Genomic DNA, 22,679 nt, shown 5'->3' with positions numbered 1-22,679 from the left:
GCCGAACGACTGGATCGCTGCCGAGAAGGCCCGATCGGCCAGGCACGCCGGCGCGTCGTTGTGGCGCAAGTCGTCGTACAGCGACGGGGGTGGCACAAACTGCCTCGAAGTCGCCGACAACTGCCCCGGCATAGTCCCCGTCCGCGACAGCAAGCAGCCAGACGGCCCCGTGCTCGTGTTCGGCGCAAGCCCCTGGGCGTCTTTCTTGGCCGGCGTCAAGGGGTGACGGCCCTCGTCCCAGCCGGCGTCGGCGTCAGCCCACGGTGGTGCCGGCGTCGGCCGCGACGCGCGCGACGGACTCCCTGACCGCCTCCAGCGCCGCGGCTCGTTCCTGGTCGGTCATCCGGGCGGGGCCGTACGTGATCACGGGTTCCAGGACCTGGAAGCCGACGAACTCCAGCATGCCCCGGTGGATGTGGAACAGGAAGTCGTCCATCGGGCCGAAGGCGCCGCCGGGGCGGAACGACTCGCCGGGCCCGCCGGTCGTGAACAGCAGCATCGCGCGCTTCCCGGCGAGCGCCGCGTCCCCGAAGAGCCCGTGGTCCCCGCCGAAGACTCCGCCCATCACGAAGACCCGGTCCACCCATCCCTTGAGGACGGCCGGCAGCGAGAACCACCACATCGGGAACGACAGCACGAGCAGATCAGCGGCGAGCAGCCGGTCGAGATGCGCTCTGACGGCCGCGTCGAGCGTCCCCTCCCGGACCGCCCGCAGCTGCTCGGCCTGCGGCTTGAACGGGCCCTGAACCGGTGCGAACTCCTCGCGGGCGAGCACCGGCGCCCAGCCGTCGGCGTAGAGGTCCAGGACGTCGACCCGGTACCCGGCATCGCCCAGGCACTGGGCGGCGGCGGTCATCTGGGCGGTGCTGAACGACTGGGGCTCGGGGTGGGCGTGAACGATCAGGGCTGTGGGCGCAGCAGTGAAGGTCGACATGAGGAGATCATATCGACGTATCGCGATTCGTCAATTAGAGGGTGGTGCCGATCGCCCGTGCCAGCCGTGCCAGCCGCTCTTCGTCGCGCCGGTAGTGGGTCCACTTGCCGACCCGGGTGGGACGCACGAGTCCCGCCCGTTCGAGCGTGCTCATGTAGCTGGAGACCGTCGACTGGGCGAGTCCCGTCTTCGCCTGGATGTGCGTGACGCACACGCCGACCGTCCGGCGGTCCGCGATCGGTTCGTACTCGCCGAAGTGCGCCTCGGGATCCTTCAGCCACTGCATGATCTGCAGACGGGCAGGGTTGCCGAGGGCCTTGAACGCCTCGATCAGGTCGCCCGCATCCAGTTCCGCCGTCGCGGCCATGTGCCACCCTCCTCGCGCGTCAGTGCGACACACCACGATATATCGATATCGGGTGCGCGCTATCCGTCGGTGAGGGTGAGGCTGTCCGGCGGAGGCATCGCCGCCCCCGGCAGTCGTACCGTCGCCACCGCGCCGCCCCCCTCCGCCGGGGACAGTGACACCTCACCGCCCGCCTGCTGCACCGTGCGTGCCACGATCGACAGGCCGAGGCCCGAGCCGGGCAGCGCTCGCGCGCTCGGGGAGCGCCAGAAGCGGTCGAAGACGTGGGGGAGTTCGTCGGCGGGGATGCCCGGGCCGTGGTCGCGGACCGTCAGGGTGCCCTCGGACAGGCGCACCTCGATCGTGCCGCCCTCCGGGCTGAACTTCACCGCGTTGTCGAGGACGTTGACCACCGCCCGCTCCAGAGCGGAGGGCTCCGCCCGGACGAACCACGGCTGGACGTCCGCCGTGATCGTCAGCTCCGGGCCGCGCAGCCGCGCCCGCCGCAGTGCCGAGTCGACGATGTCGTGCCAGGCGATGATCTGCGTACGGCCCGAGTGCAGGCCCGTGTCCGGCCGGGACAGCTCCTGCAGGTCGCCGATGAGCGCGGCCAGCTCCGTCATCTGCGCCTTCACCGACGCGAGGAGCGCCTTGCGGTCGGCCTCGGGGATGGGGCGGCCCGTCTCCTCGCTGCGGGTGAGGAGCTCGATGTTGGTGCGCAACGAGGTGAGCGGCGTGCGGAGTTCGTGGCCGGCGTCGGCGATGAGCTGTTGCTGGAGGTCGCGGGAGCTGGCCAGGGCGGAGGTCATGGAGTTGAACGAGTGGGAGAGCCGGGCCACCTCGTCCTCGCTGTCCTGGTCCACCGGGATGCGGATGCCCAGGTCCTCCGTGCGGGCCACGTGCTCGACGGCCTCGGTGAGTTTGTCGATGGGGCGCAGTCCGGCCCGGGCGACCGCCAGTCCGGCGGCTCCGGCGCCCAGGACCCCCACGCCCGAGACCAGCAGCAGGATCAGTGCGAGGTCGTTGAGGGTGGACTGGGTGTTCTTCAGGGGCAGGGCGAGGATCAGCGCGGCGTTGGGCGCGTCGGGCTGCTCGGACGCCAGCCGTACGGTCATCACGCGCAGGGCGTTGCCGTGCTCGTCCGTGCCGTTGCGGACGATGCCGCGCCCCACGGGCGAGTTCCTGATCACGTCCCGGTCGGCCTCGGTGACCTTGACCAGGCCCACGGAGCTGGAGTGGACGCAGATGTCCCCGTCCGCCTTGACGACCTCGAAGTAGGAACTGTTCCGGAAGCTGTTGCCGCCCGGCGGGGTCTGCGTGCAACTGTCCACCGCCTGCTGGATGGCGATGTTCTGGCCCGGCTTCTGCAGCGACTTCTCCAGGTCGCTGTCCACCTGGTCGTACAACTTCCCCTGCACGATGAACCAGCACGTCACCGACACCGCCGCCACAGCGAACGCCACCGCCGCCGCCACCAGCAGCGCGAGCCGGGACCGGATCGGCAGCGAGCGGAACCGGCGTACCACCTTGTTCACTCCGCGCCGCCCTGCCGCAACACGTAGCCCACACCCCGCACCGTGTGCACCAGGCGCGGCTCGCCGCCCGCCTCGGTCTTGCGGCGCAGGTACATCACGTACACGTCGAGGGAGTTCGACGACGGCTCGAAGTCGAAGCCCCAGACCGCCTTCAGGATTTGCTCCCGCGTGAGGACCTGGCGCGGGTGCGCCATGAACATCTCCAGCAGCGTGAACTCCGTACGGGTCAGCTCCACCTGGCGGCCGCCCCGCGTGACCTCACGTGTCGCGAGGTCCATGCGCAGGTCGGCGAAGGCGAGGACGTCCTCGTCGTCCGGAGAGCCCGCGCCCACGGCCGCCGCGTAGGAGCTGCGGCGCAGCAGTGCGCGGATACGGGCGAAGAGTTCGTCCAGTTCGAAGGGCTTGACCAGGTAGTCGTCGGCGCCCGCGTCGAGGCCCGTGACCCGGTCGCCGACCGTGTCGCGGGCCGTGAGCATGAGGATCGGGGTCGTGTCGCCGGTGCCGCGGATGCGGCGCGCCGCCGTCAGGCCGTCCATGCGGGGCATCTGGATGTCCAGGACGACCAGGTCGGGCCGGTACGCCGCCGCCTTCTCCAGCGCGTCCGCGCCGTCGACCGCGACCTCGGTCCCGTACCCCTCGAAGGCGAGGCTGCGCTGGAGTGCTTCGCGTACCGCCGGCTCGTCGTCGACGATCAGGATGCGCTGGGGGTCACGGTCGCCGTCTGCGGGGCTCATGGGTCGGGGTCCTCGGGTGTGGTGTGGTGGGGCGGGACGGGGTGTCGCTGACGCTCTCAGCCTCGCACGCCGGCGGGGCGGGCCGGGAGAAGGACCAGCCCCGGATCAGCCCCGTACCGTGCGGCGCCGTGCGGCGGCGGCCCGGCGGGCGGCCCGCGTCTTGACCGTCGCCACCTCGGGCGCCCGTGCCGCCGGTGCGTGCAGTGCGTACGCCACCGCCAGCGCCAGCGCGAACCCCGCCGGGTCGGCCCCCGGCACCGTGTGCGGAACCTGCTGGATCATCGCCGTACTCCTCGCTCCGGTGGAACTCAGTCGGTGGCGCCGGCCCGCAGCTTGGCGAGGTCGGCCTTGACGGTGTTGATCGGGATGGCGAAGCCCAGGCCGACGCTGCCCGCGTCGGAGGACGAGGAGGCGGCGCCCGCCGGCGAGTACATCGCGGAGTTGATCCCGATGATGTTGCCGTTCATGTCGATCAGCGCGCCGCCGGAGTTGCCCGGGTTGAGGGACGCGTCGGTCTGGAGCGCCTTGTACGTCGTGGTGTCCGAGCCGGTGTCGCCGTTGAACTGCCGCCCGCCGAACTCGAACGGCCACCCGTCGCCCTGCTGGGGCTGCCGGCCCTGGTCCTCGTCGGTCGGGACCGTGACGTCACGGTCGAGGGCGGAGATGATGCCGCTGGTGACCGTGCCGGACAGGCCCTCGGGGGAGCCGATCGCCACGACCTGGTCGCCGACCTGCAAGCCCGAGGAGTCGCCGAGCGTCGCCGCCTTCAGGCCGGAGGCGTTCTCCAGCTTGATCAGCGCCAGGTCCTTCTTGCTGTCGGTGCCGACGACCTTGGCGGAGTACGTCTTGCCGTCGCTGGTCGTCACCTTGATCTGCGAGGCACCGGCGACGACGTGGTTGTTGGTGACGACCTCGCCGCCGCTCGTGATGATCACGCCGGAGCCGGTGGCGGAACCGGCGTTGGAGGCGGCGCTGATCTCGACGATGCTGGGGCTGACCGCCTTGGCGACCCCGGCGACCGTGCCCTTCTGGGCGGACGGCACCACGTTGGTGCTGGTGGAGCTGGAGGCGACGGTGTCGTTGCCCGTCAGCTCCTGTATGCCGTAGGCGGTGCCGCCGCCGATCGCCGCGGCGACGATCGCCACGGCGGCGAGCAGGGCGACCGGGCCACGGTTGCGCTTCTTCGGAGCGGGTGCCGGGGCGTACGCCGGCGGAGGCGGCCACTCGGGGTTCACCGGGGCCTGCTGCTGACCCTCGTAAGGGTTCTCGTACTCGCCACTGCGGTGGAAGCTCTCGGTCATGTCTCCGAGCTTGGAGCCCGACCATGAGAGCTTCCTGAGTGCACCCTGAGAAGCCCGACAGAACCTCGTATGCCCGATATAAAGACGCCCCGGAAAGGGCTAGGCGCAGCCGCAGGAGTGCCGTACCACCAGCCGCGACGGGAACACCTTCAGCCGCTCGCGCCGGGCTCCCGCCACGCGCAGCCCGTCGTCGAGGACGAGGTCCACCGCCGCGCGGGCCATGGCCGGCCGGTCCGAGGCGACCGTGGTGAGGGGCGGGTCGGCCAGGGCCGCCTCCTTGATGTCGTCGAAGCCCGCCACCGCGAGCTCGCCCGGCACGTCGATGCGCAGCTCGCGCGCGGCGCGCAGCAGGCCGATCGCCTGGTCGTCGGTGGAGCAGAAGATCGCGGGCGGCCGGTCCGGCCCGGAGAGGATCTTGAGGGCCGCCTGGTAGGCGTCGTAGCGGCTGTACAGCGCCTCGAAGAGCCGGCCCTCCGTGGAGATCCCGGCCTCGGCCATCGCGCGCCGCCAGCCCTCGACGTGGTCGGAGACCGGGTCGCCGACCACGGGCGTCTCCGCTATGCCGCCCATACAGGCGACGTACTCGTACCCGTGCTCCAGCAGATGGCGCACGGCGAGCTGGGCGCCGCCCAGGTCGTCCGTGACGACGGCGACGTCGTCGATGGCCTCGGGCCGTTCGTGCAGCAGGACCACGCGGGCGTCCCAGGCGTCGATCTCGGCGGCCGCGAGGTCGTTCATGGCGTGGCTGACCAGGATCAGTCCGGAGACGCGCATCCCCAGGAAGGCGCGCAGGTAGTGGACCTCGCGCTCGGCGATGTAGTCGGAGTTGCCGACGAGCACCATCTTGCCGCGCTCGGACGCGGCCTGTTCGACCGCGTGCGCCATCTCCCCGAAGAAGGGCTGGCGGGCGTCCGGCACGATCAGGCCTATGAGGTCCGTACGCCGGGACGCCATCGCCTGCGCGACCCGGTCGGGCCGGTACCCCAGCTCCTTGATCGCGGCGAGGACGCGCTCGCGCGTGGCCGGGGCGACCGGCCGGGGTCCGTTGTTGATGACATAACTGACCACGGCAGTGGAAGTCCCTGCCAGCCGCGCCACATCATCCCGAGTCACCTTGGCCACGCGCGGAGTCTACGCGGATATACCCGCTCTGGGCAGGGCGTAAAGGAGCTTCCGTACGATTTACGCCTTGCTGCGCGACTCGACGGCTTCCAGATCGGCCGGCTCGTCCGCGTTGTCCGGGTTCTCCTTGGCCGCCTTGGCCTTCGCCTCCTCGGCGGCGCGCTCCACCTTCTCCGGCGTGACGAATCGATAACCGACGTTCCGGACGGTGCCGATCAGCGACTCGTGCTCGGGGCCGAGCTTGGCGCGCAGCCGCCGTACGTGCACGTCGACCGTGCGCGTACCGCCGAAGTAGTCGTAGCCCCAGACCTCCTGGAGCAGCTGGGCGCGGGTGAAGACGCGGCCGGGGTGCTGCGCGAGGTACTTCAGGAGCTCGAACTCCTTGAAGGTGAGGTCGAGGACGCGGCCCTTGAGCTTGGCGGAGTACGTCGCCTCGTCGACCGACAGGTCGCCGTTGCGGATCTCCATCGGGGAGTCGTCGCTGACGATCTGCTGGCGGCCCATGGCCAGACGCAGGCGCGCCTCGACCTCCGCCGGTCCGGCGGTGTCCAGCAGGACGTCGTCGATGCCCCAGTCGGCGGTGACGGCCGCGAGACCGCCCTCCGTGACGACGAGGACGAGCGGGCAGCCGGGCCCGGTCGAGCGGAGCAGCTGGCACAGGCTGCGGACCTGCGGCAGATCGCGGCGGCCGTCGACGAGGATGACGTCGGCGCCGGGGGTGTCGACGAGGGCGGGGCCCTCCGCGGGGGCCACTCGCACGTTGTGCAGGAGCAGGCCGAGAGCGGGGAGCACCTCCGTCGACGGCTGGAGGGCGTTGGTCAGGAGCAGCAGAGAACTCATACGTCTGGTTCCTCCTCGGTCCCTGCGAGGACGTTTGTTGGCACAGCACAGCTCTGCGATCCCGAAGGCCCCGTACACCTGCGGTTTCCCGCGTCGTATACAACGCTTCCGAAAGCACAAAAGGACCCGGGGGCTACGCTGCCCGAGTCCTCTGCCCAGCAGAATAGCCCACATGAGCACTGGACCGGCAGGTCATGTGGCGCGTTCCACCGATCGTCCGCACTCCGAGACGACCCGGGGAACGCCTGTGCGGACGCAATTGCGGACCTTTCTGCGCACGTCGGACGGCGTGGCCATCGACGCCGTATACGACCCGGGTGCGGTTGTATACGACACGTCCCGGACGCCTGCCGATCACCCCGTGTTCGTCGTCGCCCACGGCTTCACCGGTGCCGTGGACCGGCCGCACGTACGGCGGGTGGCGCGGGCCTTCGCCCGGTACGGGGCCGTCGTCACGTTCTCCTTCCGGGGCCACGGGGCGTCCGGCGGGCGGTCGACGGTCGGGGACCGGGAGGTGCTGGACCTCGCGGCGGCGGTGGAGTGGGCCCGGGAGCTCGGCCACGCGCGCGTGGGGACGGTGGGGTTCTCCATGGGCGGCTCGGTGGTGCTGCGGCACGCGGCGCTGCACCCACGGCAGACGGACGCGGTGGTGTCGGTGAGCGCACCGGCCCGCTGGTACTACCGGGGCACCGCCCCCATGCGCCGGCTGCACTGGCTGGTGACGCGGCCGGAGGGGCGGGTGGTGAGCCGCTACGGCCTCCGAACGCGCATCCACCACCGCGACTGGGACCCGGTCCCGCTCTCGCCGGTGGAGGCGGTACCGAGGATCGCGCCCACGCCCCTGCTGATCGTGCACGGCGACGCCGACGGCTACTTCCCCGTCGACCATCCCCGCATGCTGGCCGCGGCCGCCGCCGACCAGGGCGAACTGTGGCTGGAGCCGGGCATGGGGCACGCCGAGAACGCGGCGGGTGACGAACTGCTGGGGCGGATCGGGGAGTGGGTGGTGGGCCGGGCGGGCTAGCCTGACGGGGTTCACCGACAAGCAGATCGAGGAAGCAGATGCCAAAGGTCACGGTGCGCTACTGGGCCGCCGCCAAGGCCGCGGCCGGGGTGGCCGAGGAGCCGTACGAGGCGGCCACGCTCGCCGAGGCGCTCGACGGGGTGCGGGAGCGACACCCCGGCGAACTGGAGCGCGTGCTGCGGCGATGCTCGTTCCTCGTGGACGGTGACCCCGTGGGCACCCGCGGACATGAGACGGTACGGCTGGCCGACGGCGGCACGGTCGAGGTGCTCCCGCCGTTCGCAGGAGGGTGAGCGATGACCGACCAGCCGACCAACCAGCCGTACGACGGCTACGACGGCTATGACCCCTACGGGCAGCAGGGGTACCAGCAAGGGCAGCAGGGGTACCCGCAAGCGCACCAGGGTTACGACGATCCGTACGCCGCTCAGCAGTACACGCAGCAGTGGCAGGGGCAGACCTGGGAGACGCAGACGCAGTCGCCGGTGTCCGCGCAGGTGACGGCGGCGGAGGAGACGGCGTATCTGCCGCCGCAGGGGTACGGGGCTCCTCCTGAGGCGGCCCCTGTCTCTTCTCCCGCTGCCGATTACGGCCCGGCCACCGTCGCCGGGAACCCGCGGGTCACGGACGCGCAGCGGGCGCGGGCGGAGGGGCGGTCGCCGGTCATCGAGCCCGGGATGCAGCCGGCCGCGCTGACGGCGCTGCTGGGGCTGTTGCTGGCGGGCGCGGCGGCGGTCGGCACGTACGCGCTCCTGGTGCCGCTCGTCGTCCTCCAGGCCGTCACCGCGGCGGGCTGGTTCCGGCTGAACGGGATGTGGCCGGCGCGGCAGGGCATCGCACTGGGCTTCGCGGGCGCGCTGGCCGCGGACGCGGCGCTGCTGGCGTCGGACCGCTCGCCCTCGGCGATCCTGGGCACGCTCGGGGTGTGGGTGCTGCTGGCGCTGGTGCTCCAGCTGCGGTCGCACGCCGACCCGGACGAGCGGATGTACGGCCTGATGGCGACGGTCGCGGCGTCGGCGCTGGCGATCGTGGCGGGCGGGTACCTGGCGGCCGAGGCGGACGCGGTGACCGTGGGTGCGATCGCGGTGGCGGTCGCGGTCCTGGCCCGCGCCCTGCCGCTGCCGACCCCGGTGTCGGTGGTGGTGGCGCTGCTCGCGGGGGCGGGCGGCGGTGTCGCGGCCGGCTCCCTGACGGGCCTGGGCACGTCCGGCGCCCTCCTGGGCGCTGGCGCGGCAGCCTGCGCCCTGATCGGCCACCGGGTCGCGAGCTACGACTACCCGTCCCGCTTCGTCCACTTCACTGCGGGAGTCTCCCTGCCCCTCTCCGCCGCGGCCCCGGTGGTCTACGTACTCGGGCGGGCCCTGGTCTAGCGCACCCAGCTGCGGGCAGTCGTGCCGCTGCGGCACCCCGTTCCGCCGGGGGCGCGACGCCCCGGCCCCGGCACCGACGCCGAGTGCCTGAGCTGTCACAGATGATCGACAAACCCGGAGCCCCCGCCTCCCACGGAGTTACCCTCACGCATGGACGGCCGCTCGGTCGTCGAACACCGGACCGCCGTCCAACCGCCTAGGTGGGGGAAACACCGCATGCGCGCACTGCGAATACTGCTGATCATCGTCGTGATCCTGGGCGGGCTCTTCGTGATCGCCGACCGCGTCGCCGTGAACTTCGCCGAGGGTGAGGCCGCCGACCGCCTGAAGACCACCGAGAACCTCTCCGCCACCCCGGACGTGTCCATCAAGGGCTTCCCGTTCCTCACCCAGGTCGTCGGCGGCTCCCTGGACGACATCGAGGTCGGGATCAAGAACTACGAGGCCGCCGCGGGCAACGGCGCCCAGAAGATCCGTATCGACGATCTCCAGGCCGACATGCAGGGCGTCGAGTTCTCCGGCGACTACAGCTCCGCCACGGCCACCAGCGCCACCGGCACCGCGACCATCGCCTACGACGAGCTGCTGAAGACGGCGAAGTCCGAGCCCACCCAGGTCGCCCCGGGCGTCACCGCCAACGTCGTCGGCCTCTCCGACGGCGGCAACGGCAAGATCAAGGTCACCGTCGAGGCCACCGTCCTCGGCACCAAGCTGCCCGAACCGGTCTCCGTGCTCAGCTCGGTGACGGTGATCGACGGCGACACCGTGCGGGTGAAGGCCGACGGCCTGCCCAAGTTCGGCGGTGTCGAGATCGCCGAGTCCCGCGTCCGGGCCATCACCGACTTCCAGCAGAAGATCGACGGCCTGCCGGGCGGCATCCAGCTGGACAAGGTCCAGGCCGCGCCGAACGGCGTCGAGATCACGGTGAAGGGTTCCAACGTCCGCCTGGCCGGGTAGGGAAGCCGCCAGACGGACCGGGCCTGGCATGTCCGGTGGGCGAGACGGTGATGTCCGTAGCGCAGATGTGACGGCGGATACATTCGGGCACAAGCCTTGTCCCGCACCTCCGTGAACGCCCCCGATCCCACATCGTGGATTTTCGCGTCTCAGCATGCGACACCCCGGTGACACGCGTGCCCGACCGTCCCTACGATCGACGGCATGAAGCGACAGGCGGATCTCACGAAGCGGCGGGCAGTAGACCTGTGCCGCGTCGCCGCCATGCTCTGTCGCACCTTCTGAGCGACCGCGTCGGCCCATGCGCTGACGCGCGCATCCCCGCCGCCCCGCACCAAGGGCACCCGTGCGCCGCCCTCGTCATGGGCGCGCCCCGCATACCTCGCACGCCCCGCCGTAACTGCCCCGGAGGAGAAAGAGCATGAGCCGCAGCGACGTCCTGGTCGACGCCGACTGGCTCCAGGAGCACCTGGACGACCCGACCATCGCCATCGTCGAGGTGGACGAGGACACGTCCGCCTACGAGAAGAACCACATCCGCAACGCCATCCGGATCGACTGGACCAAGGACCTTCAGGACCCGGTCCGCCGTGACTTCGTCGACCAGGAGGGCTTCGAGAAGCTCCTGTCGGAGAAGGGCATCGCCAACGACCACACCGTGGTCCTGTACGGCGGCAACAACAACTGGTTCGCCTCGTACGCGTACTGGTACTTCAAGCTGTACGGCCACGAGAACGTCAAGCTCCTCGACGGCGGCCGCAAGAAGTGGGAGCTCGACGCCCGCGAGCTGGTCGCCGGCGACGAGGTGCCGGAGCGCCCGAAGACGGACTACAAGGCCAAGGCCCAGGACACGTCCATCCGTGCCTTCCGCGACGACGTGGTGGCGGCCATCGGCTCGCAGAACCTCGTCGACGTGCGCTCGCCCGACGAGTTCTCCGGCAAGCTGCTCGCCCCGGCCCACCTGCCGCAGGAGCAGTCCCAGCGCCCCGGCCACGTGCCGAGCGCCCGCAACATCCCGTGGTCCAAGAACGCCAACGACGACGGCACCTTCAAGTCGGACGAGGAGCTCAAGGAGCTCTACGCCGCGGAGAGCGTCGACCTGGCCAAGGACACCATCGCCTACTGCCGCATCGGTGAGCGCTCCGCGCTGACCTGGTTCGTGCTGCACGAGCTGCTCGGTGTGGAGAACGTCAAGAACTACGACGGCTCCTGGACCGAGTACGGCTCCCTGGTGGGCGTGCCGATCGAGCTCGGCGCCAACAAGTAAGCAAACCGACCGACCTCAAGACCTCTCTTCAGGAGTACGACATGTGTGGAGCGAAGGCCGGCGGCCCGGACGCCTCGACGATCAAGCCCGGTGAGACCACCATCCAGGGTCAGGTGACCAAGGACGGCGAGCCCGTGACGGGCTACGTGCGTCTGCTGGACTCGACCGGCGAGTTCACGGCCGAGGTGCCGACCTCGGCGACCGGACAGTTCCGCTTCTACGCGGCCGAGGGCACCTGGACCGTCCGTGCCCTGGTGCCCGGCGCCACCGCCGACCGCACGGTCGTCGCCCAGAAGGGCGGCCTGGCGGAGGTCGCGATCGCCGTCTGACGGCGACAGTGCCAGGAGGGGCCGCATCCCACGGGTTGGACGCCTGGGGTGCGGCCCTTCGGCCTGCCCGGACCTACGCTGGACGTATGTACGCACGACGGCGGCATACGTACTTCGCGATGATGGGCCTCTGCATCGGCCTCTTCGTCCTGGCCTGGGGTGTCGTGCGGTTGTGGTCCATCCCCGTGGCCGTGGGGATGTGCGTCGTCGCCATGGTCATCCCGCCCGTCGCCGCGATGGTCGCGAACCGCCGGGGGCCGGAGGACCGCTGGTGGGACGACCCGTCCGGCGACCCCGAGTCCGACGAGTGGTGGGACGAACTGGACGGCAAGAAGCGCCGTTACTGAATGCACGAGGGGGAGGAACCGTGCGCCTGACGGCGGCGACTCTGGACGCCCCGGACGCCCGCGAGCTGGCCGCCTTCTACCTGCGGCTACTGCCCGGATGGCGGGTGCGGCGCGGGGAGGACGGGCAGGACTGGGTGCACATCCGGCCGCCGGACGGCGGTACCGGACTGTCCTTCCAGACCGAGACCGCCTACCGGCCGCCCGTCTGGCCGAGCACGCCGGACCGGCAGCAGATGATGATCCACCTCGACATCGAGGTCGAGGACCTGGAACGCGAGACCGCGCGGGCCGTCGCCGCCGGGGCCCGTCTCGCCGCCTTCCAGCCGCAGGACGACGTCCGGGTGCTCCTGGACCCGGCGGGCCATCCGTTCTGCCTCTACACGGAGGCCACGGGGGCGTCTCAGTAGACGAGCGCCTGCGTCTCGTCCGCCATGGCCTCCTGGACGAAGACCTGGGCGCCCGCGATGCGGATGCCCTTCAGGACGTCCTGCTCCGTGATCTCGCGGCGTGCCGCGCACTGCGTGCACAGGGTGACGCGGCCGGCGGCCAGGACGGAGTCGAGGAGGTCGGGGAGCGGGGCCGCGTGCGGCAGCTCGAACTCGGCGGCGCGGCCGGGCAGGGCGAACCAGGCGGACTCGCCGGTCAGCCACAGGGAGACGTCGACGCCGCTGGCGACGGCCACCGCCGCCACCGTGAACGCCTGGGAGCACCGCTCGGGGGCGTCCGCCCCCGCCGTCACCTTGATCACCAGCTTCTTCGCCATAGCCCCGATCGTAGTGCCGGAGGGGCCCGCGTAAGCTGGGCGCGGCCCTGTGCACACAACCGCACCCCGCTCAAGGAGCACCCCGTGGAGCTTTTCTTCGAAATCCTGTTGGTCCTGGTCGCCGTCGGCGTCCTCGCCTTCGCCGGACTGACCGTGAAGAAGCTGTACCAGGGCCAGCGCTGACCCACGTCTAGGAAGTTCCCATGATCGAGATCCCGTCCGACCTCCACAAGGACCTCGTCCCGCTCGCCTTCCTGCTCGGCAACTGGGCCGGGGCCGGTGTGCACGACTTCCCCGGCTCCGAGAAGTGCAATTTCGGGCAGGAGGTCGCCTTCACCCACGACGGCCGGGACTTCCTCGAGTACCGCTCCCACAGCTGGGTGCTGGACAAGGACGGCAACAAGGTCCGGCCGCTGGAGTCCGAGCACGGCTTCTGGCGGATCGACGCCGAGCGCAAGGTCGAGGTGACGATGACCCGCGACGACGGCGTCATCGAGATCTGGTACGGCGAGCTGGCCGACAAGAAGCCGCAGATCGACCTCGTGACGGACGCGGTGGCCCGCACCGCCGCCTCCCAGCCGTACACCGGCGGCAAGCGGCTCTACGGCTACGTCAAGAGCGACCTGATGTGGGTGGGCGAGAAGCAGACCCCCGACGTGGAGCTGCGCCCCTACATGTCGGCCCACCTGAAGAAGGTCGTCACCCCGGAGGAGGTCGAGCGCTGGGCGAAGGCCCTGCCCGACGACATGCCGGACGACGGGATCGCTTTCTTCAAGTAGTCCTAGACTGGCCGGTGTGGTGAGCACCGACTGGAAGAGCGATCTGCGGCAGCGCGGCTACCGGCTGACCCCGCAGCGGCAACTCGTGCTCGAAGCCGTGGACACCCTTGAGCACGCGACCCCCGACGACATCCTCGTGGAAGTGAGGAAGACGGCGTCGGGGGTCAACATTTCCACGGTGTACCGGACGCTGGAGCTGCTGGAGGAGCTCGGCCTGGTCAGCCACGCCCATCTGGGGCACGGGGCGCCGACGTACCACCTCGCGGACCGGCACCACCACCTCCACCTGGTCTGCCGTGACTGCCAGGACGTCATCGAGGCGGACGTCTCCGTGGCCGCCGAGTTCACCGCGAAGCTGCGGCAGACGTTCGGGTTCGACACCGACATGAAGCACTTCGCGATCTTCGGCCGGTGCGAGGACTGCACGCTCAAGGCTTCAACTACCGAGTCGTAGGCTTACGGATATGAAGAGCCCCCTGCTGACCCTGCCCGGTGCCGTCCCCGCCGAGGGCGTGGACGAAGGCGTCGCCGCCCACTACGGCGATCTGTTCCGCGAGCAGCGTGCCCTCGCCGACGGCGCCGGTTTCGTGGACCTCTCGCACCGGGGGGTCGTCGCCGTCACCGGCGAGGACCGGCTCGCCTGGCTGCACCTGCTGCTCACCCAGCACGTCAGCGACCTCCCGGCCGGCCAGGCCACCGAGGCGCTGATCCTCTCCGCGAACGGCCACATCGAGCACGCGCTGTACCTCGTCGACGACGGCGAGACCGTCTGGACCCATGTGGAGCCGGGCACCCAGGACGCGCTGATCGCGTACCTGGAGTCCATGAAGTTCTTCTACAAGGTCGAGGTCGCCGACCGGACGGCCGACATCGCGGTGGTGCACCTGCCGGCCGGCTCCATCGCCGAGGTGCCCGAGGGCGTCGTCGTACGGGAGACGCCGTACGGCCGGGACCTGTTCCTGCCCCGCGCCGACCTGGAGGCGTACGCCGCGCAGGCCGGGCCGCCCGCCGGGATCCTCGCCTACGAGGCGCTGCGCGTGGAGCAGCACCGGCCCCGGCTCGGTTTCGAGACCGACCACCGCACCATCCCGCACGAGCTGGGCTGGATCGGCTCGGCGGTGCACCTCCAGAAGGGCTGCTACCGGGGCCAGGAGACGGTCGCCCGGGTGCAGAACCTGGGCAAGCCGCCGCGCCGGCTGGTCTTCCTGCACCTGGACGGCAGCGAGGTCCACCTGCCGGTGGCCGGCACCGAGGTCCGGCTCGCGGACGACAGCTCCGACGGCCGGAAGATCGGCTTCATCACGACCTCCGCACGCCACCACGAGCTGGGGCCGGTCGCCCTCGCCCTGGTGAAGCGGAACGTGGCCGTGGACGCCCCGCTGGTGGCCGGCGACACGGCCGCGGCCCAGGAAGTCGTCGTCGAGCCGTAGAGCTTGTCGTTCTTTCGGGTCAGATCTCGATCAGCACGGTGAACGGGCCGTCGTTCGTCAGTGATACGCGCATCGCCGCTCCGAAACGGCCCGTGGCCACCGTCGCGCCCAGCGAGCGCAGCTGGGCGACCACCTCGTCGACCAGCGGCTCGGCGACATCGCCGGGGGCGGCGGCGTTCCAGGTGGGGCGGCGGCCCTTGCGGGCGTCGCCGTACAGGGTGAACTGGCTGATCACCAGCAGTGGGGCGTCGATGTCGCTGCACGACTTCTCGTCGTGCAGCATGCGGACCGACCAGAGCTTGCGGGCCAGCTGGGCCGCTTTCTCCTTGGTGTCCTCGTGCGTGACGCCGACGAGGACGCACAGCCCCTCGCCCTCGATCGCCCCTACGGTCTCGCCGTCCACGACGACGCTCGCGCCGTCCACCCTCTGCACCACTGCTCGCATACGTCCATCATGCAGGGCGGTGACTTTCGCGCCTCGCGCGGTTCGCGCATGGCCCGAAAGGGTGGTTTGCCCGGGGGCCAACAGGCCGCGCACGGCCGTATTTTGCTGCTTAAGCGCCCATCTGGGGTCGATCGGGGGCACTCGTTCCCATAGCGGCCACTTGGGGTGGCACGATGCTTTCACACACCGGTCGAGGGGACGGTTGAGGCACATGAGCACATCCAGTACCGGACATCCGCTGGGGGCTGTCTGGTCCAGCCACACGGGGACCGGGGCGGCGGAGTACCACCGGCCGCCCACACAGCGCACCGACAGCCCGCCGCTGCCCTCGGACGCTCCCGAGCACGGTCTGACCGCGCTGAGCCTGCCCGAGCTGCGCACGCTGCGCCGTGACGCCCAGCGCGACGAAGCCGACCTCAGCTACGTACGGCGGCTGCTCCAGGGGCGGATCGACATCCTGCGGGCGGAGCTGACCCGGCGCACCCCGGTGGGCGCGGCCTCCGTCGCCGTACCCGCGGAGGCGTCCGTCGTCGAGCGGCTCGCGGAGATCCTGCGGGACGCCCCGGCCCGGCACCGCTCCTCCGCCCGTCATCTGACCCTGGGGACACCGCAGGGCGAGGAGTACCGGCGGCTGGCCGCCGAGATGCTCGCCGAGGTCGAGCTGTCCGACCTGGACGCCCGCACGGACCTGGAGCTGAACACCGCGATGGGACGGCTCGTGCGCTACGAGCAGCAGGTCTCCCGGCGGCGGCAGCGGCTCCAGCGCACGGCCGACGAGTGCAGCGCGGAGATCGCGCGCCGGTACCGCGAGGGTGAGGCCCAGGTCGACGACCTGCTGGTGTGAGGCGCCAGGGGGTGTCCGGGGGAGGGCCGGTCGGATATTTACGCGACACCGACCCGCCCTCGGCCTAGCGTGATGCCATGACCACCGCTCCCCGCGCCGACGGCATCGACGTACGCCCCGTCACCGAAGCCGAGTTCGCCGACTGGCTGCGTGCCGTGAGCACCGGCTTCCTGCGGGCGTCGGCCCTGTCCGAGGAGGAGATCGAGGGGCGTCGCCGGCGGTTCGTCCCCGGCCGCTACCTCGGAGTCTTCGACGGCGGCCGGTGTGTGGCGACCTTCCGGTCCTTCGACCAGGAGCTCACGGTGGTGGGCGGGGCGAGTGTCCCGGCCGACGCCGTCTCGGGCGTCACCGTCACCGCCACGCACCGCCGCCGCGGGCTGCTCAGCCGGATGATGGCGCAGGACCTGGCGGCCGCGAAGGAGCGCGGGGACGTCGTCGCGACGCTGATCGCCGCCGAGTACCCGATATACGGCCGGTACGGCTTCGGGCCGGCGACCTGGATGTCCGAGTGGACGGTCGACGTGCCGCGCGCCGGTCTCGACGCCCGCTGGGCGGGCCCGGCGGACGGCGGGCGGATCGACCTGGTGGACGGCGAGGACGTCCGCAAGCTCGGCCCGGAGCTGCACGAGCGGCTGCGCCGCACCCGGCCCGGTGTCATCACCCGCGACGAGATGTGGTGGCAGGTCAACACCGGCCTCCTGCGGTTCGACCCGTCGTGGAAGCTGCCCTTCTTCGCCGTGTACCGCTCGGCGTCCGGCGAGGTCGAGGGCATGGCCGCCTACGAGGTCGACGACAACTGGGGTGACGCCAAGCAGCCGTTGAACACGGCCACCGTGAAGTGGCTGCTCGGCGCGACACCGGCCGCGGAGCGCGCCCTGTGGCAGTACCTGTGCTCCATCGACTGGGTCGTGACGGTCAAGAGCGGCTGGCGGGCGCCCGACGACCTGCTCCCGCTCCTCCTGCCGGATCCGCGGGCGGCCAGGATCACCTCGCTGACGGACTGGCTGTGGGTGCGGATCCTCGACGTCGTACGGGCGCTTCAGGCGCGGACGTACGAGGGGGAGGGGGCGCTGGTGCTGGAGGTCGCCGGCGTGGACGGACTGACCGGCGGGCGCTACCGGCTGGAGGCCTCGGCGGCCGGGGCGTCCTGTACGCCGACCACGCAGAGCGCGGACATCGCGCTCGGGCTGGGCGAGTTGGCGGCGCTGTGGCTCGGCGACGAGTCGGCGGTGCGGCTGGCGGCGCTGGGTCGGGTGCAGGAAGAACGAGCGGGCGCCGCCCGGAAGGCCGACGCCCTGCTGCGTACGTCCAGGCGGCCTTGGTGCCCGGACATGTTCTGAGCCGCCCTCCTTCCGCCCGCGACAGGGATCCCGCATCCGTAGCGAGCTGTTCGGGGCTCCCGGCTCCCCTCCGGAAGGGAGCCCCATGATGGATGGCCAACCTCTCGAAGGCCTAACCATGTCACCCAAGTTGGTGACCAACTTCACTGTACTTATCTCCGATTGGAAGCGGCTCATAACCACCTAGTGCTGAACTGCCGGAAGATGGCGGGAAGTTGTACTGTTTGGTTGTGGACCCGGAACACGCCCCCGTCACTGGACGGAAGAGGTCGCAACGGCCACAGAGAACACATCACGAGGTGGCCGACGAACTGCGCGCCCGGATCAGGTCAGGAGCGCTGCGGCCGGGTGAACGCATGCCCACCCAGGCTCAGCTGGCACACGAGTTCGGCGTCGAGCGCGGTGCCGTCCGCCAGGCCCTGCGCATCCTCCAGTCCGAGCGGCTGCTCACCAACGTGTCCAAGGGCAGCCCGGCGACCGTCGCCCCAGACCCCGCCAGGGCGCTGACCGGCCCACAAGCCCCGCCCCTGCCCACCACGGTGGCCCTCGCCCCCCGGATAGCGACGGCCTTCGCGGCGGAGCACGTCGAGATCGACGCCGTGTGCCTGACCGCCATCTCCCTCACCCTCGCCATCGGTGAGCCGCTGCGGCAGATCCACGCCGGACGGCTGAAACCGGCCAAGGTCGACGTCCGGGTCCTGCTGCCGAGCCGGGACATCGACCTCGCCTTCCCGGTGCCGGTCGGGGGGCACGGCGACGACTCGGTGCACGAGCGGTGGCTGGCGATGCGCAACGCCCAGGGCCAGGTCCTCCAGCACAACCTGCTCGCCCTGCGCTCCACGCACGGCATCGACGTCCACGTCACGTTCCGCGCGCTGCCCTTCACCCCGCCGGTGAAGCTGTACCTGCTCAACAACACCGAGGCGCTGTTCGCGTACTACACGCTGATGCGCCGGGAGGCCGAGATCGACCACGAGCACCTGGAGATGTACGACGCCCAGGGCACCCAGTCGATGCTGTTCTCCTTCCAGCAGGGCCCCGGCCTGCGCGACACGACGTTCGTCGAGCAGTCGCACCTGTGGTTCAACGCACTGTGGGAGACGATCAGTTCGGAGCTGGTGCTGACGAGCTGACGTCAACGGACGGGGCCCGTCATCAGCAGCGCGAGCACGACCGCTCCCGCGGAGCTGACGGCCGGGCTCTTGGCCTTGATGCCCACGGTGAGAAGGATCAGCCCGACGATTCCGGCCGGGCCGTACTTCCACTGGACGAGCTGCTCGAAGGCGACGACGAAGGCGGCGGAGAGGAGAGCGAGGGCGGGCATCTGGTTTCCCCCTTCGGAAGCAAAACTTCCGCCAACTCAAGCAAGTTGGCAACCAACTCTGATTAAGTTGTCCCCACTTGGTCACTAGTAATAAACAACTTTCAAGCAACTCCCGCCAGATGGATCAAAGTTGTAGCGTTTGGTCGTGACTCAGGAGAGCGTGGCAGTGAACGGCAGCAGCAGGCAGTCGCCCCAGAAGATCGCCGACATCCTGCGGGAACGTATCCGCGCCGGTGAGCTCAAGCCGGGCGACCGCCTGCCCACCCAGGCCGAACTGGCGGAGGAGTTCGGCGTGGAACGCGGCGCCGTGCGTCAGGCCCTGCGGGCGCTCCAGGAGGACGGCCTGCTCACCAACGTCAGCAAGGGCAGCCCGCCGCGGATCGCCGCGCCCGCTCCGGCCCGCGGCGAGCCCCAGCCGACGATGGTGGGCCTGGCACCGCGGCTCACCGAGGCGTTCTCGGCCCGCCGGGTCCGTGTCGACGTCGTCTGCCACACCGCGGAGACCCTGATGGTCGCCATCGGCGAGCCGCTCCGCCTGATCCACGAGGGCCGTATCCACCCCGAGTCGATCGACGTCCGCATCCTGGTGCCCTCCCGGGACATCGAGCTGGCCTTCCCGGTGCCGGTGGAGGCGCACGGCGACGACAATCCGGTCCACAAGCGCTGGCTGGCCATGCGCAACGCCCAGGGCCAGGTCCTCCAGCACAACCTGCTCGCCCTGCGCTCCACGCACGGCATCGACGTCCACGTCACGTTCCGCGCGCTGCCCTTCACCCCGCCGGTGAAGCTGTACCTGCTCAACCAGGAGGAGGCGCTGATCGGCTACTACATGCTGACCAGGCGCGCGGAGGAGTGGCGCAGCCAGACGCTGGACATGTACGACGTCCTCGGCTCCCAGTCGCTCCTCTTCTCCTTCGTGAAACGGGCGGGCCTGCGGGACGCGGCGTTCGTCCAGGAATCCCAGAAGTGGTTCGACGCCCTCTGGGAAACCATCACCACGGACCTGACACTCTCCTAGTGACTCCTGATACGACACAGACTGGTTCGACGACAGTCGAGAACGAGAACGATCAGTACCACCTTCCGGCTCTGATCAAAGGCGCCCGTGTCGTGCTGTGGGACTTCGACGGTCCCATCTGCCGGCTGTTCGCCGGGCACTCGGCGGCCGGGGTGGCGGGCGACCTGGTGTCCTGGCTGGAGGGCCGGGGCCTGCACGGCCTGCTGACGGAGAAGGAACGCGAGTCGCTCGACCCGCAGGTCGTCCTGCGCGCCGTGGACCGCCGGCACCCCGGCAGCGACCTCGTCGCGGAGCTGGAGGAACGTCTCACCCAGGAGGAGCTGCGGGCCGCGTCCTCGGCGATGCCGACCCCGTACGCGGATCCGCTCATACGCACCTGGTCCGCGGTGGGCTCCGGCCTGGCGATCACCACCAACAACTCCCCGCGGGTGGTGCGCACGTACCTCGAAGGCCGGGGCATCGCCGGCTGCTTCGCCCCGCACATCTACGGCCGCACCCAGGAACTCCACCACCTGAAGCCGGACCCCCACTGCCTCAACCGGGCGCTGAACGCCATGGGCGCCGCCCCGGCCGACGCCCTGATGATCGGCGACACCCCTCCGGACCACGAGGCCGCCGCCCGGGCCGGGGTGCCGTTCCTCGGGTACGCGAGCAACCCCCGGAAGGCCAAGATCCTCAAGGAGGCGGGCGCCGAGACCGTGATCGAATCCCTGGAGCCCGTGCTGAGGTCGCTGCGCGGCTAGGGGGTGTTCACCTGCGAGGGGGGAGTTCGGATCGATAGCCCGGTTCTCCCCTGATCACGGCGTCCGGTGGAGTAACGTGCCTTCCCCCTTACACCCTCCGCACCACCGGGGCAGGCTGAACCACCCAATGACACCCCCATCGGTCTCCGGTGCTCGACAGCGAGCAGTCGAGATGAGCGGCGACCCGAGCCTGGTCAAGGGGCCGCTCAAGGGGTACCACCACGAGACCTACGTCCTCGCGCTCCCCGGCGGGACACGGACCGTCAAGGTCCGCGAGCCGCGCTCCGAGATCCTGTGGTTCGACCGGAGGTGCTTCAAGTCGGAGGAGGCGCTGCTGCGCGCCCTCCAGGAGCACATCAGCCGCGTGCCCGCCATCGTCGATGTCGCCGGTATGGGATTCCAGGGCTTCATCGAGGGGCGGACGCTCGGTGAGCAGCGGCGGCCGGGGCGGCGCGTTCCCGACCCGGTGTTCGCGCAGATCGTCGACCTCTTCCGGGAGATGGTGCGGGTCACGCCGGACATGCTGCGCGTGGAGCGGCGCTGCGAGGACCGCGACCGCGCCGAGAACGGGGACAGCGACGGCTTTCTGGAGCGTCTGATCGTCTTCGTCGAGGAGCAGGTCTACCGGAAGAACCACACGGAGTTCGCCGGCCTGTTCCACGCGCTCGGTATCTCGGACGAATCGTTCACCCTTCTCCGCAAGCACGTCCTGGGGCTCCAGGAGCGCCCGTTCTGTCTCCTGCACGCGGATCTGCACCGGGAGAACTTCGTCCTCGACCCGGAGGGCCGGCTCTGGGTCATCGACTGGGAGCTGGCCATGCTGGGCGATCCGCTCTACGACCTGGCCACCCACCTGTATCTGATGCGCTACCCGGGCGATCAGGAGAACCGGATGGTCCGTGAGTGGTGCGACCTGGTCGAGGGGATCCGGCCGGGCAGCTCGGCCGGGTGGGAGCGGGACCTGCCGCTGATCCTCGACTTCAAGCGGGCGCAGTCGGTCTTCACCGATGTCATCCGGGTCTCGCTGTCCCTGCGCGAGGACGCGGCCTTCAACTGGGTGGCCCTGCCCGTGGCGGCCGGCAAGCTCCAGAAGATCCTCACCGCCGCCGCACGGCCGCTCGGCCTGGCGCAGGTGCCGAGCCGCTCGCAGATCATGGCCGCGCTGATCCGCTGGCACACGTCCTGAGGCGGACTCCCGCAGCGCGGTACTGCGTAGGCTCGCCGCATGAGTGAGATCGGGCTGCGGGAGCGCAAGAAGCAGCGGATGTACCAGGTCGTGTCGGACATCGCGATCGGGCTCTTCCTGGAGAAGGGGTTCGACGCGGTGTCCGTCGCCGAGGTGGCGGCGGCGGCCGAGATCTCCAAGCCGACGCTGTTCCGGTACTTCCCGGCGAAGGAGGATCTGGTCCTGCACCGGATCGCCGACCACGAGGGCGAGGCCGCGCGGGTGGTGGCCGAGGCGGAGGGCGGGCCCGTGGAGGCGTTGCGGCGGCACTTCCTGGAGGGGCTGGAGCGGTGCGATCCCGTGACCGGGCTCAACGACGATCCCCGGGTGCTCGCCTTCCACCGGCTGCTCTACGGGACGCCCTCCCTGGTCGCCCGGGCGCACACGCACCAGGAGCGGTCCGAGGCCGCGCTCGCCGAGGCGCTCGGGGGTGATCTGGACGCGCGGCTCGCGGCCGGGCAGATCATGGCCGTGCGGCGGATCCTCGCGATGGAGAACTGGCGGCGGATCGCGGCGGGAGAGCCGGTGGAGGACGTGCGGGCGGACGCGGTGGCGGCGGCACAGCGGGCGTTCGGGTGGCTGGCGGCCGGGCTGCCGCCCAGCATCCAGGGTGATACCGAGTAATAAATTTAACTTGGTTGCGTTTTCCCGGTACGCTCTGT

Annotated in this window: 31 protein-coding genes; 20 read left to right on the top strand and 11 right to left on the bottom strand. The window is 70.6% G+C overall.

Annotated elements, in window-relative coordinates:
• Window positions 1-13 precede the first annotated feature (13 nt).
• Entirely contained in the window at window positions 14-226 is a 213-nt protein-coding gene (locus tag QF034_RS18660) for a DUF397 domain-containing protein (protein WP_307179915.1), read from the top strand.
• A gap of 27 nt (window positions 227-253) precedes the next feature.
• Here QF034_RS18660 and QF034_RS18655 read toward each other — a convergent pair whose 3' ends face one another.
• The 8 genes from QF034_RS18655 to QF034_RS18620 form a co-directional block, all read right to left on the bottom strand.
• Window positions 254-934: an NAD(P)H-dependent oxidoreductase gene (locus QF034_RS18655; RefSeq protein ID WP_307176050.1), complete on the bottom strand. Its 681-nt coding sequence runs from the start codon at window positions 932-934 to the stop codon at window positions 254-256.
• 34 nt (window positions 935-968) lie between these two features.
• Entirely contained in the window at window positions 969-1,301 is a 333-nt protein-coding gene (locus QF034_RS18650) for an ArsR/SmtB family transcription factor (protein ID WP_307176049.1), read from the bottom strand.
• Between the two features lie 59 nt (window positions 1,302-1,360).
• The gene (locus QF034_RS18645) at window positions 1,361-2,815 is read right to left on the bottom strand and encodes a sensor histidine kinase (protein WP_307176048.1); all 1,455 of its coding nucleotides are present in this window, start codon (window positions 2,813-2,815) and stop codon (window positions 1,361-1,363) included.
• On the bottom strand, window positions 2,812-3,549 hold the full coding sequence (locus QF034_RS18640) for a response regulator transcription factor (RefSeq protein ID WP_306965752.1): 738 nt from the start codon (window positions 3,547-3,549) through the stop codon (window positions 2,812-2,814). Before QF034_RS18640 ends, QF034_RS18645 begins: the two co-directional genes overlap by 4 nt.
• Window positions 3,550-3,654: 105 nt before the next feature.
• The gene (locus QF034_RS18635) at window positions 3,655-3,831 is read right to left on the bottom strand and encodes a hypothetical protein (protein WP_307176047.1); all 177 of its coding nucleotides are present in this window, start codon (window positions 3,829-3,831) and stop codon (window positions 3,655-3,657) included.
• A gap of 26 nt (window positions 3,832-3,857) precedes the next feature.
• The gene (locus QF034_RS18630) at window positions 3,858-4,850 is read right to left on the bottom strand and encodes a S1C family serine protease (RefSeq protein ID WP_307176046.1); all 993 of its coding nucleotides are present in this window, start codon (window positions 4,848-4,850) and stop codon (window positions 3,858-3,860) included.
• Window positions 4,851-4,949: 99 nt separating this feature from the next.
• Window positions 4,950-5,972: a LacI family DNA-binding transcriptional regulator gene (locus tag QF034_RS18625; protein ID WP_307176045.1), complete on the bottom strand. Its 1,023-nt coding sequence runs from the start codon at window positions 5,970-5,972 to the stop codon at window positions 4,950-4,952.
• A gap of 60 nt (window positions 5,973-6,032) precedes the next feature.
• Complete coding sequence (locus QF034_RS18620) at window positions 6,033-6,812, bottom strand: response regulator transcription factor (protein ID WP_307176044.1); 780 nt, start codon at window positions 6,810-6,812, stop codon at window positions 6,033-6,035.
• A 172-nt stretch (window positions 6,813-6,984) separates the two neighbouring features.
• Between QF034_RS18620 and QF034_RS18615 the strand changes: the two genes are divergently transcribed.
• The 9 genes from QF034_RS18615 (at window position 6,985) to QF034_RS18580 (ending at window position 12,513) form a co-directional block, all read left to right on the top strand.
• Window positions 6,985-7,836: an alpha/beta hydrolase gene (locus QF034_RS18615; RefSeq protein WP_307176043.1), complete on the top strand. Its 852-nt coding sequence runs from the start codon at window positions 6,985-6,987 to the stop codon at window positions 7,834-7,836.
• A gap of 38 nt (window positions 7,837-7,874) precedes the next feature.
• Entirely contained in the window at window positions 7,875-8,129 is a 255-nt protein-coding gene (locus QF034_RS18610; RefSeq protein WP_010036212.1) for a MoaD/ThiS family protein, read from the top strand.
• Between the two features lie 3 nt (window positions 8,130-8,132).
• Window positions 8,133-9,206 (top strand): hypothetical protein, encoded by a 1,074-nt coding sequence (locus QF034_RS18605; RefSeq protein ID WP_307176042.1) that lies wholly within the window; start codon window positions 8,133-8,135, stop codon window positions 9,204-9,206.
• 216 nt (window positions 9,207-9,422) lie between these two features.
• Window positions 9,423-10,163 carry an LmeA family phospholipid-binding protein gene (locus QF034_RS18600; RefSeq protein ID WP_307176041.1) on the top strand — a complete coding sequence of 247 codons (741 nt, stop codon included), beginning with the start codon at window positions 9,423-9,425 and terminating at the stop codon, window positions 10,161-10,163.
• A 204-nt stretch (window positions 10,164-10,367) separates the two neighbouring features.
• Complete coding sequence (locus QF034_RS41520) at window positions 10,368-10,448, top strand: putative leader peptide (protein WP_350310325.1); 81 nt, start codon at window positions 10,368-10,370, stop codon at window positions 10,446-10,448.
• A 136-nt stretch (window positions 10,449-10,584) separates the two neighbouring features.
• Window positions 10,585-11,430: a sulfurtransferase gene (locus QF034_RS18595; protein WP_307176040.1), complete on the top strand. Its 846-nt coding sequence runs from the start codon at window positions 10,585-10,587 to the stop codon at window positions 11,428-11,430.
• 41 nt (window positions 11,431-11,471) lie between these two features.
• Window positions 11,472-11,759, top strand: a complete 288-nt coding sequence (locus tag QF034_RS18590) for a DUF1416 domain-containing protein (RefSeq protein ID WP_010036201.1) — start codon at window positions 11,472-11,474, stop codon at window positions 11,757-11,759.
• Between the two features lie 86 nt (window positions 11,760-11,845).
• Window positions 11,846-12,106, top strand: a complete 261-nt coding sequence (locus QF034_RS18585) for a DUF3099 domain-containing protein (protein ID WP_307176039.1) — start codon at window positions 11,846-11,848, stop codon at window positions 12,104-12,106.
• A 20-nt stretch (window positions 12,107-12,126) separates the two neighbouring features.
• A complete protein-coding gene (locus tag QF034_RS18580; RefSeq protein WP_307176038.1) occupies window positions 12,127-12,513 on the top strand; it encodes a VOC family protein in 387 nt (128 codons plus the stop codon).
• On the opposite strand, the gene QF034_RS18575 is transcribed toward QF034_RS18580, so the two are convergent.
• On the bottom strand, window positions 12,507-12,869 hold the full coding sequence (locus tag QF034_RS18575) for a DsrE family protein (RefSeq protein WP_086562976.1): 363 nt from the start codon (window positions 12,867-12,869) through the stop codon (window positions 12,507-12,509). The genes QF034_RS18580 and QF034_RS18575 overlap by 7 nt on opposite strands.
• A gap of 203 nt (window positions 12,870-13,072) precedes the next feature.
• On the opposite strand from QF034_RS18575, the gene QF034_RS18570 reads away from it, so the two are divergent.
• From QF034_RS18570 to ygfZ, 3 genes are read left to right on the top strand one after another with little or no spacing between them, the layout of a single operon-like run.
• Entirely contained in the window at window positions 13,073-13,648 is a 576-nt protein-coding gene (locus QF034_RS18570) for a heme-binding beta-barrel domain-containing protein (protein WP_307176037.1), read from the top strand.
• Between the two features lie 16 nt (window positions 13,649-13,664).
• On the top strand, window positions 13,665-14,102 hold the full coding sequence (locus QF034_RS18565; RefSeq protein WP_307176036.1) for a Fur family transcriptional regulator: 438 nt from the start codon (window positions 13,665-13,667) through the stop codon (window positions 14,100-14,102).
• A gap of 10 nt (window positions 14,103-14,112) precedes the next feature.
• Window positions 14,113-15,078, top strand: coding sequence for a CAF17-like 4Fe-4S cluster assembly/insertion protein YgfZ (gene ygfZ / locus QF034_RS18560; RefSeq protein WP_307176035.1), 966 nt, complete (start codon window positions 14,113-14,115; stop codon window positions 15,076-15,078).
• A gap of 19 nt (window positions 15,079-15,097) precedes the next feature.
• Here the strand turns inward: ygfZ and dtd are convergent, their stop codons facing one another.
• Window positions 15,098-15,523: a D-aminoacyl-tRNA deacylase gene (gene dtd, locus QF034_RS18555; RefSeq protein WP_010036184.1), complete on the bottom strand. Its 426-nt coding sequence runs from the start codon at window positions 15,521-15,523 to the stop codon at window positions 15,098-15,100.
• 211 nt (window positions 15,524-15,734) lie between these two features.
• Between dtd and QF034_RS18550 the strand changes: the two genes are divergently transcribed.
• The 3 genes from QF034_RS18550 to QF034_RS18540 all read left to right on the top strand — a co-directional run bounded on the left by QF034_RS18550 (window position 15,735) and on the right by QF034_RS18540 (window position 18,840).
• Window positions 15,735-16,367: an RsiG family protein gene (locus tag QF034_RS18550; RefSeq protein ID WP_307176034.1), complete on the top strand. Its 633-nt coding sequence runs from the start codon at window positions 15,735-15,737 to the stop codon at window positions 16,365-16,367.
• A gap of 77 nt (window positions 16,368-16,444) precedes the next feature.
• Window positions 16,445-17,707: a GNAT family N-acetyltransferase gene (locus tag QF034_RS18545; RefSeq protein ID WP_307176033.1), complete on the top strand. Its 1,263-nt coding sequence runs from the start codon at window positions 16,445-16,447 to the stop codon at window positions 17,705-17,707.
• A gap of 224 nt (window positions 17,708-17,931) precedes the next feature.
• Entirely contained in the window at window positions 17,932-18,840 is a 909-nt protein-coding gene (locus tag QF034_RS18540) for a FadR/GntR family transcriptional regulator (protein ID WP_307176032.1), read from the top strand.
• Window positions 18,841-18,842: 2 nt separating this feature from the next.
• Here QF034_RS18540 and QF034_RS18535 read toward each other — a convergent pair whose 3' ends face one another.
• Window positions 18,843-19,031 carry a hypothetical protein gene (locus QF034_RS18535; RefSeq protein WP_020273448.1) on the bottom strand — a complete coding sequence of 63 codons (189 nt, stop codon included), beginning with the start codon at window positions 19,029-19,031 and terminating at the stop codon, window positions 18,843-18,845.
• Between the two features lie 139 nt (window positions 19,032-19,170).
• Between QF034_RS18535 and QF034_RS18530 the strand changes: the two genes are divergently transcribed.
• The 4 genes from QF034_RS18530 to QF034_RS18515 all read left to right on the top strand — a co-directional run bounded on the left by QF034_RS18530 (window position 19,171) and on the right by QF034_RS18515 (window position 22,641).
• Window positions 19,171-20,049 (top strand): winged helix-turn-helix domain-containing protein, encoded by an 879-nt coding sequence (locus QF034_RS18530; RefSeq protein WP_307176030.1) that lies wholly within the window; start codon window positions 19,171-19,173, stop codon window positions 20,047-20,049.
• Between the two features lie 92 nt (window positions 20,050-20,141).
• Complete coding sequence (locus QF034_RS18525) at window positions 20,142-20,792, top strand: HAD family hydrolase (protein WP_307176029.1); 651 nt, start codon at window positions 20,142-20,144, stop codon at window positions 20,790-20,792.
• A gap of 172 nt (window positions 20,793-20,964) precedes the next feature.
• Window positions 20,965-21,978, top strand: coding sequence for an aminoglycoside phosphotransferase family protein (locus QF034_RS18520; protein ID WP_307176028.1), 1,014 nt, complete (start codon window positions 20,965-20,967; stop codon window positions 21,976-21,978).
• A 39-nt stretch (window positions 21,979-22,017) separates the two neighbouring features.
• Window positions 22,018-22,641, top strand: a complete 624-nt coding sequence (locus tag QF034_RS18515) for a TetR family transcriptional regulator (RefSeq protein ID WP_307176027.1) — start codon at window positions 22,018-22,020, stop codon at window positions 22,639-22,641.
• Window positions 22,642-22,679 lie beyond the last annotated feature (38 nt).

The organism is Streptomyces africanus, from assembly GCF_030816955.1.
GTDB lineage: Bacteria > Actinomycetota > Actinomycetes > Streptomycetales > Streptomycetaceae > Streptomyces > Streptomyces africanus.
Note: the sequence above shows the minus strand (reverse complement) of the source record. Positions and strands in the feature narration are given on the sequence as shown.

Bases quoted from the DNA above. Each gene is read 5' to 3' on its own strand.
- QF034_RS18515 (WP_307176027.1), top strand. From the start codon at position 22,018: ATGAGTGAGATCGGGCTGCGGGAGCGCAAGAAGCAGCGGATGTACCAG.
- QF034_RS18520 (WP_307176028.1), top strand. From the start codon at position 20,965: ATGAGCGGCGACCCGAGCCTGGTCAAGGGGCCGCTCAAGGGGTACCAC.
- QF034_RS18655 (WP_307176050.1), bottom strand. From the start codon at position 934: ATGTCGACCTTCACTGCTGCGCCCACAGCCCTGATCGTTCACGCCCAC.
- QF034_RS18635 (WP_307176047.1), bottom strand. From the start codon at position 3,831: ATGATCCAGCAGGTTCCGCACACGGTGCCGGGGGCCGACCCGGCGGGG.
- QF034_RS18605 (WP_307176042.1), top strand. From the start codon at position 8,133: ATGACCGACCAGCCGACCAACCAGCCGTACGACGGCTACGACGGCTAT.
- QF034_RS18590 (WP_010036201.1), top strand. From the start codon at position 11,472: ATGTGTGGAGCGAAGGCCGGCGGCCCGGACGCCTCGACGATCAAGCCC.
- QF034_RS18585 (WP_307176039.1), top strand. From the start codon at position 11,846: ATGTACGCACGACGGCGGCATACGTACTTCGCGATGATGGGCCTCTGC.
- QF034_RS18600 (WP_307176041.1), top strand. From the start codon at position 9,423: ATGCGCGCACTGCGAATACTGCTGATCATCGTCGTGATCCTGGGCGGG.
- QF034_RS18630 (WP_307176046.1), bottom strand. From the start codon at position 4,850: ATGACCGAGAGCTTCCACCGCAGTGGCGAGTACGAGAACCCTTACGAG.
- QF034_RS18640 (WP_306965752.1), bottom strand. From the start codon at position 3,549: ATGAGCCCCGCAGACGGCGACCGTGACCCCCAGCGCATCCTGATCGTC.
- QF034_RS18610 (WP_010036212.1), top strand. From the start codon at position 7,875: ATGCCAAAGGTCACGGTGCGCTACTGGGCCGCCGCCAAGGCCGCGGCC.
- QF034_RS18550 (WP_307176034.1), top strand. From the start codon at position 15,735: ATGAGCACATCCAGTACCGGACATCCGCTGGGGGCTGTCTGGTCCAGC.
- QF034_RS18595 (WP_307176040.1), top strand. From the start codon at position 10,585: ATGAGCCGCAGCGACGTCCTGGTCGACGCCGACTGGCTCCAGGAGCAC.
- QF034_RS18650 (WP_307176049.1), bottom strand. From the start codon at position 1,301: ATGGCCGCGACGGCGGAACTGGATGCGGGCGACCTGATCGAGGCGTTC.
- QF034_RS18615 (WP_307176043.1), top strand. From the start codon at position 6,985: ATGAGCACTGGACCGGCAGGTCATGTGGCGCGTTCCACCGATCGTCCG.
- ygfZ (WP_307176035.1), top strand. From the start codon at position 14,113: ATGAAGAGCCCCCTGCTGACCCTGCCCGGTGCCGTCCCCGCCGAGGGC.
- QF034_RS41520 (WP_350310325.1), top strand. From the start codon at position 10,368: ATGAAGCGACAGGCGGATCTCACGAAGCGGCGGGCAGTAGACCTGTGC.
- QF034_RS18575 (WP_086562976.1), bottom strand. From the start codon at position 12,869: ATGGCGAAGAAGCTGGTGATCAAGGTGACGGCGGGGGCGGACGCCCCC.
- dtd (WP_010036184.1), bottom strand. From the start codon at position 15,523: ATGCGAGCAGTGGTGCAGAGGGTGGACGGCGCGAGCGTCGTCGTGGAC.
- QF034_RS18535 (WP_020273448.1), bottom strand. From the start codon at position 19,031: ATGCCCGCCCTCGCTCTCCTCTCCGCCGCCTTCGTCGTCGCCTTCGAG.
- QF034_RS18620 (WP_307176044.1), bottom strand. From the start codon at position 6,812: ATGAGTTCTCTGCTGCTCCTGACCAACGCCCTCCAGCCGTCGACGGAG.
- QF034_RS18570 (WP_307176037.1), top strand. From the start codon at position 13,073: ATGATCGAGATCCCGTCCGACCTCCACAAGGACCTCGTCCCGCTCGCC.
- QF034_RS18545 (WP_307176033.1), top strand. From the start codon at position 16,445: ATGACCACCGCTCCCCGCGCCGACGGCATCGACGTACGCCCCGTCACC.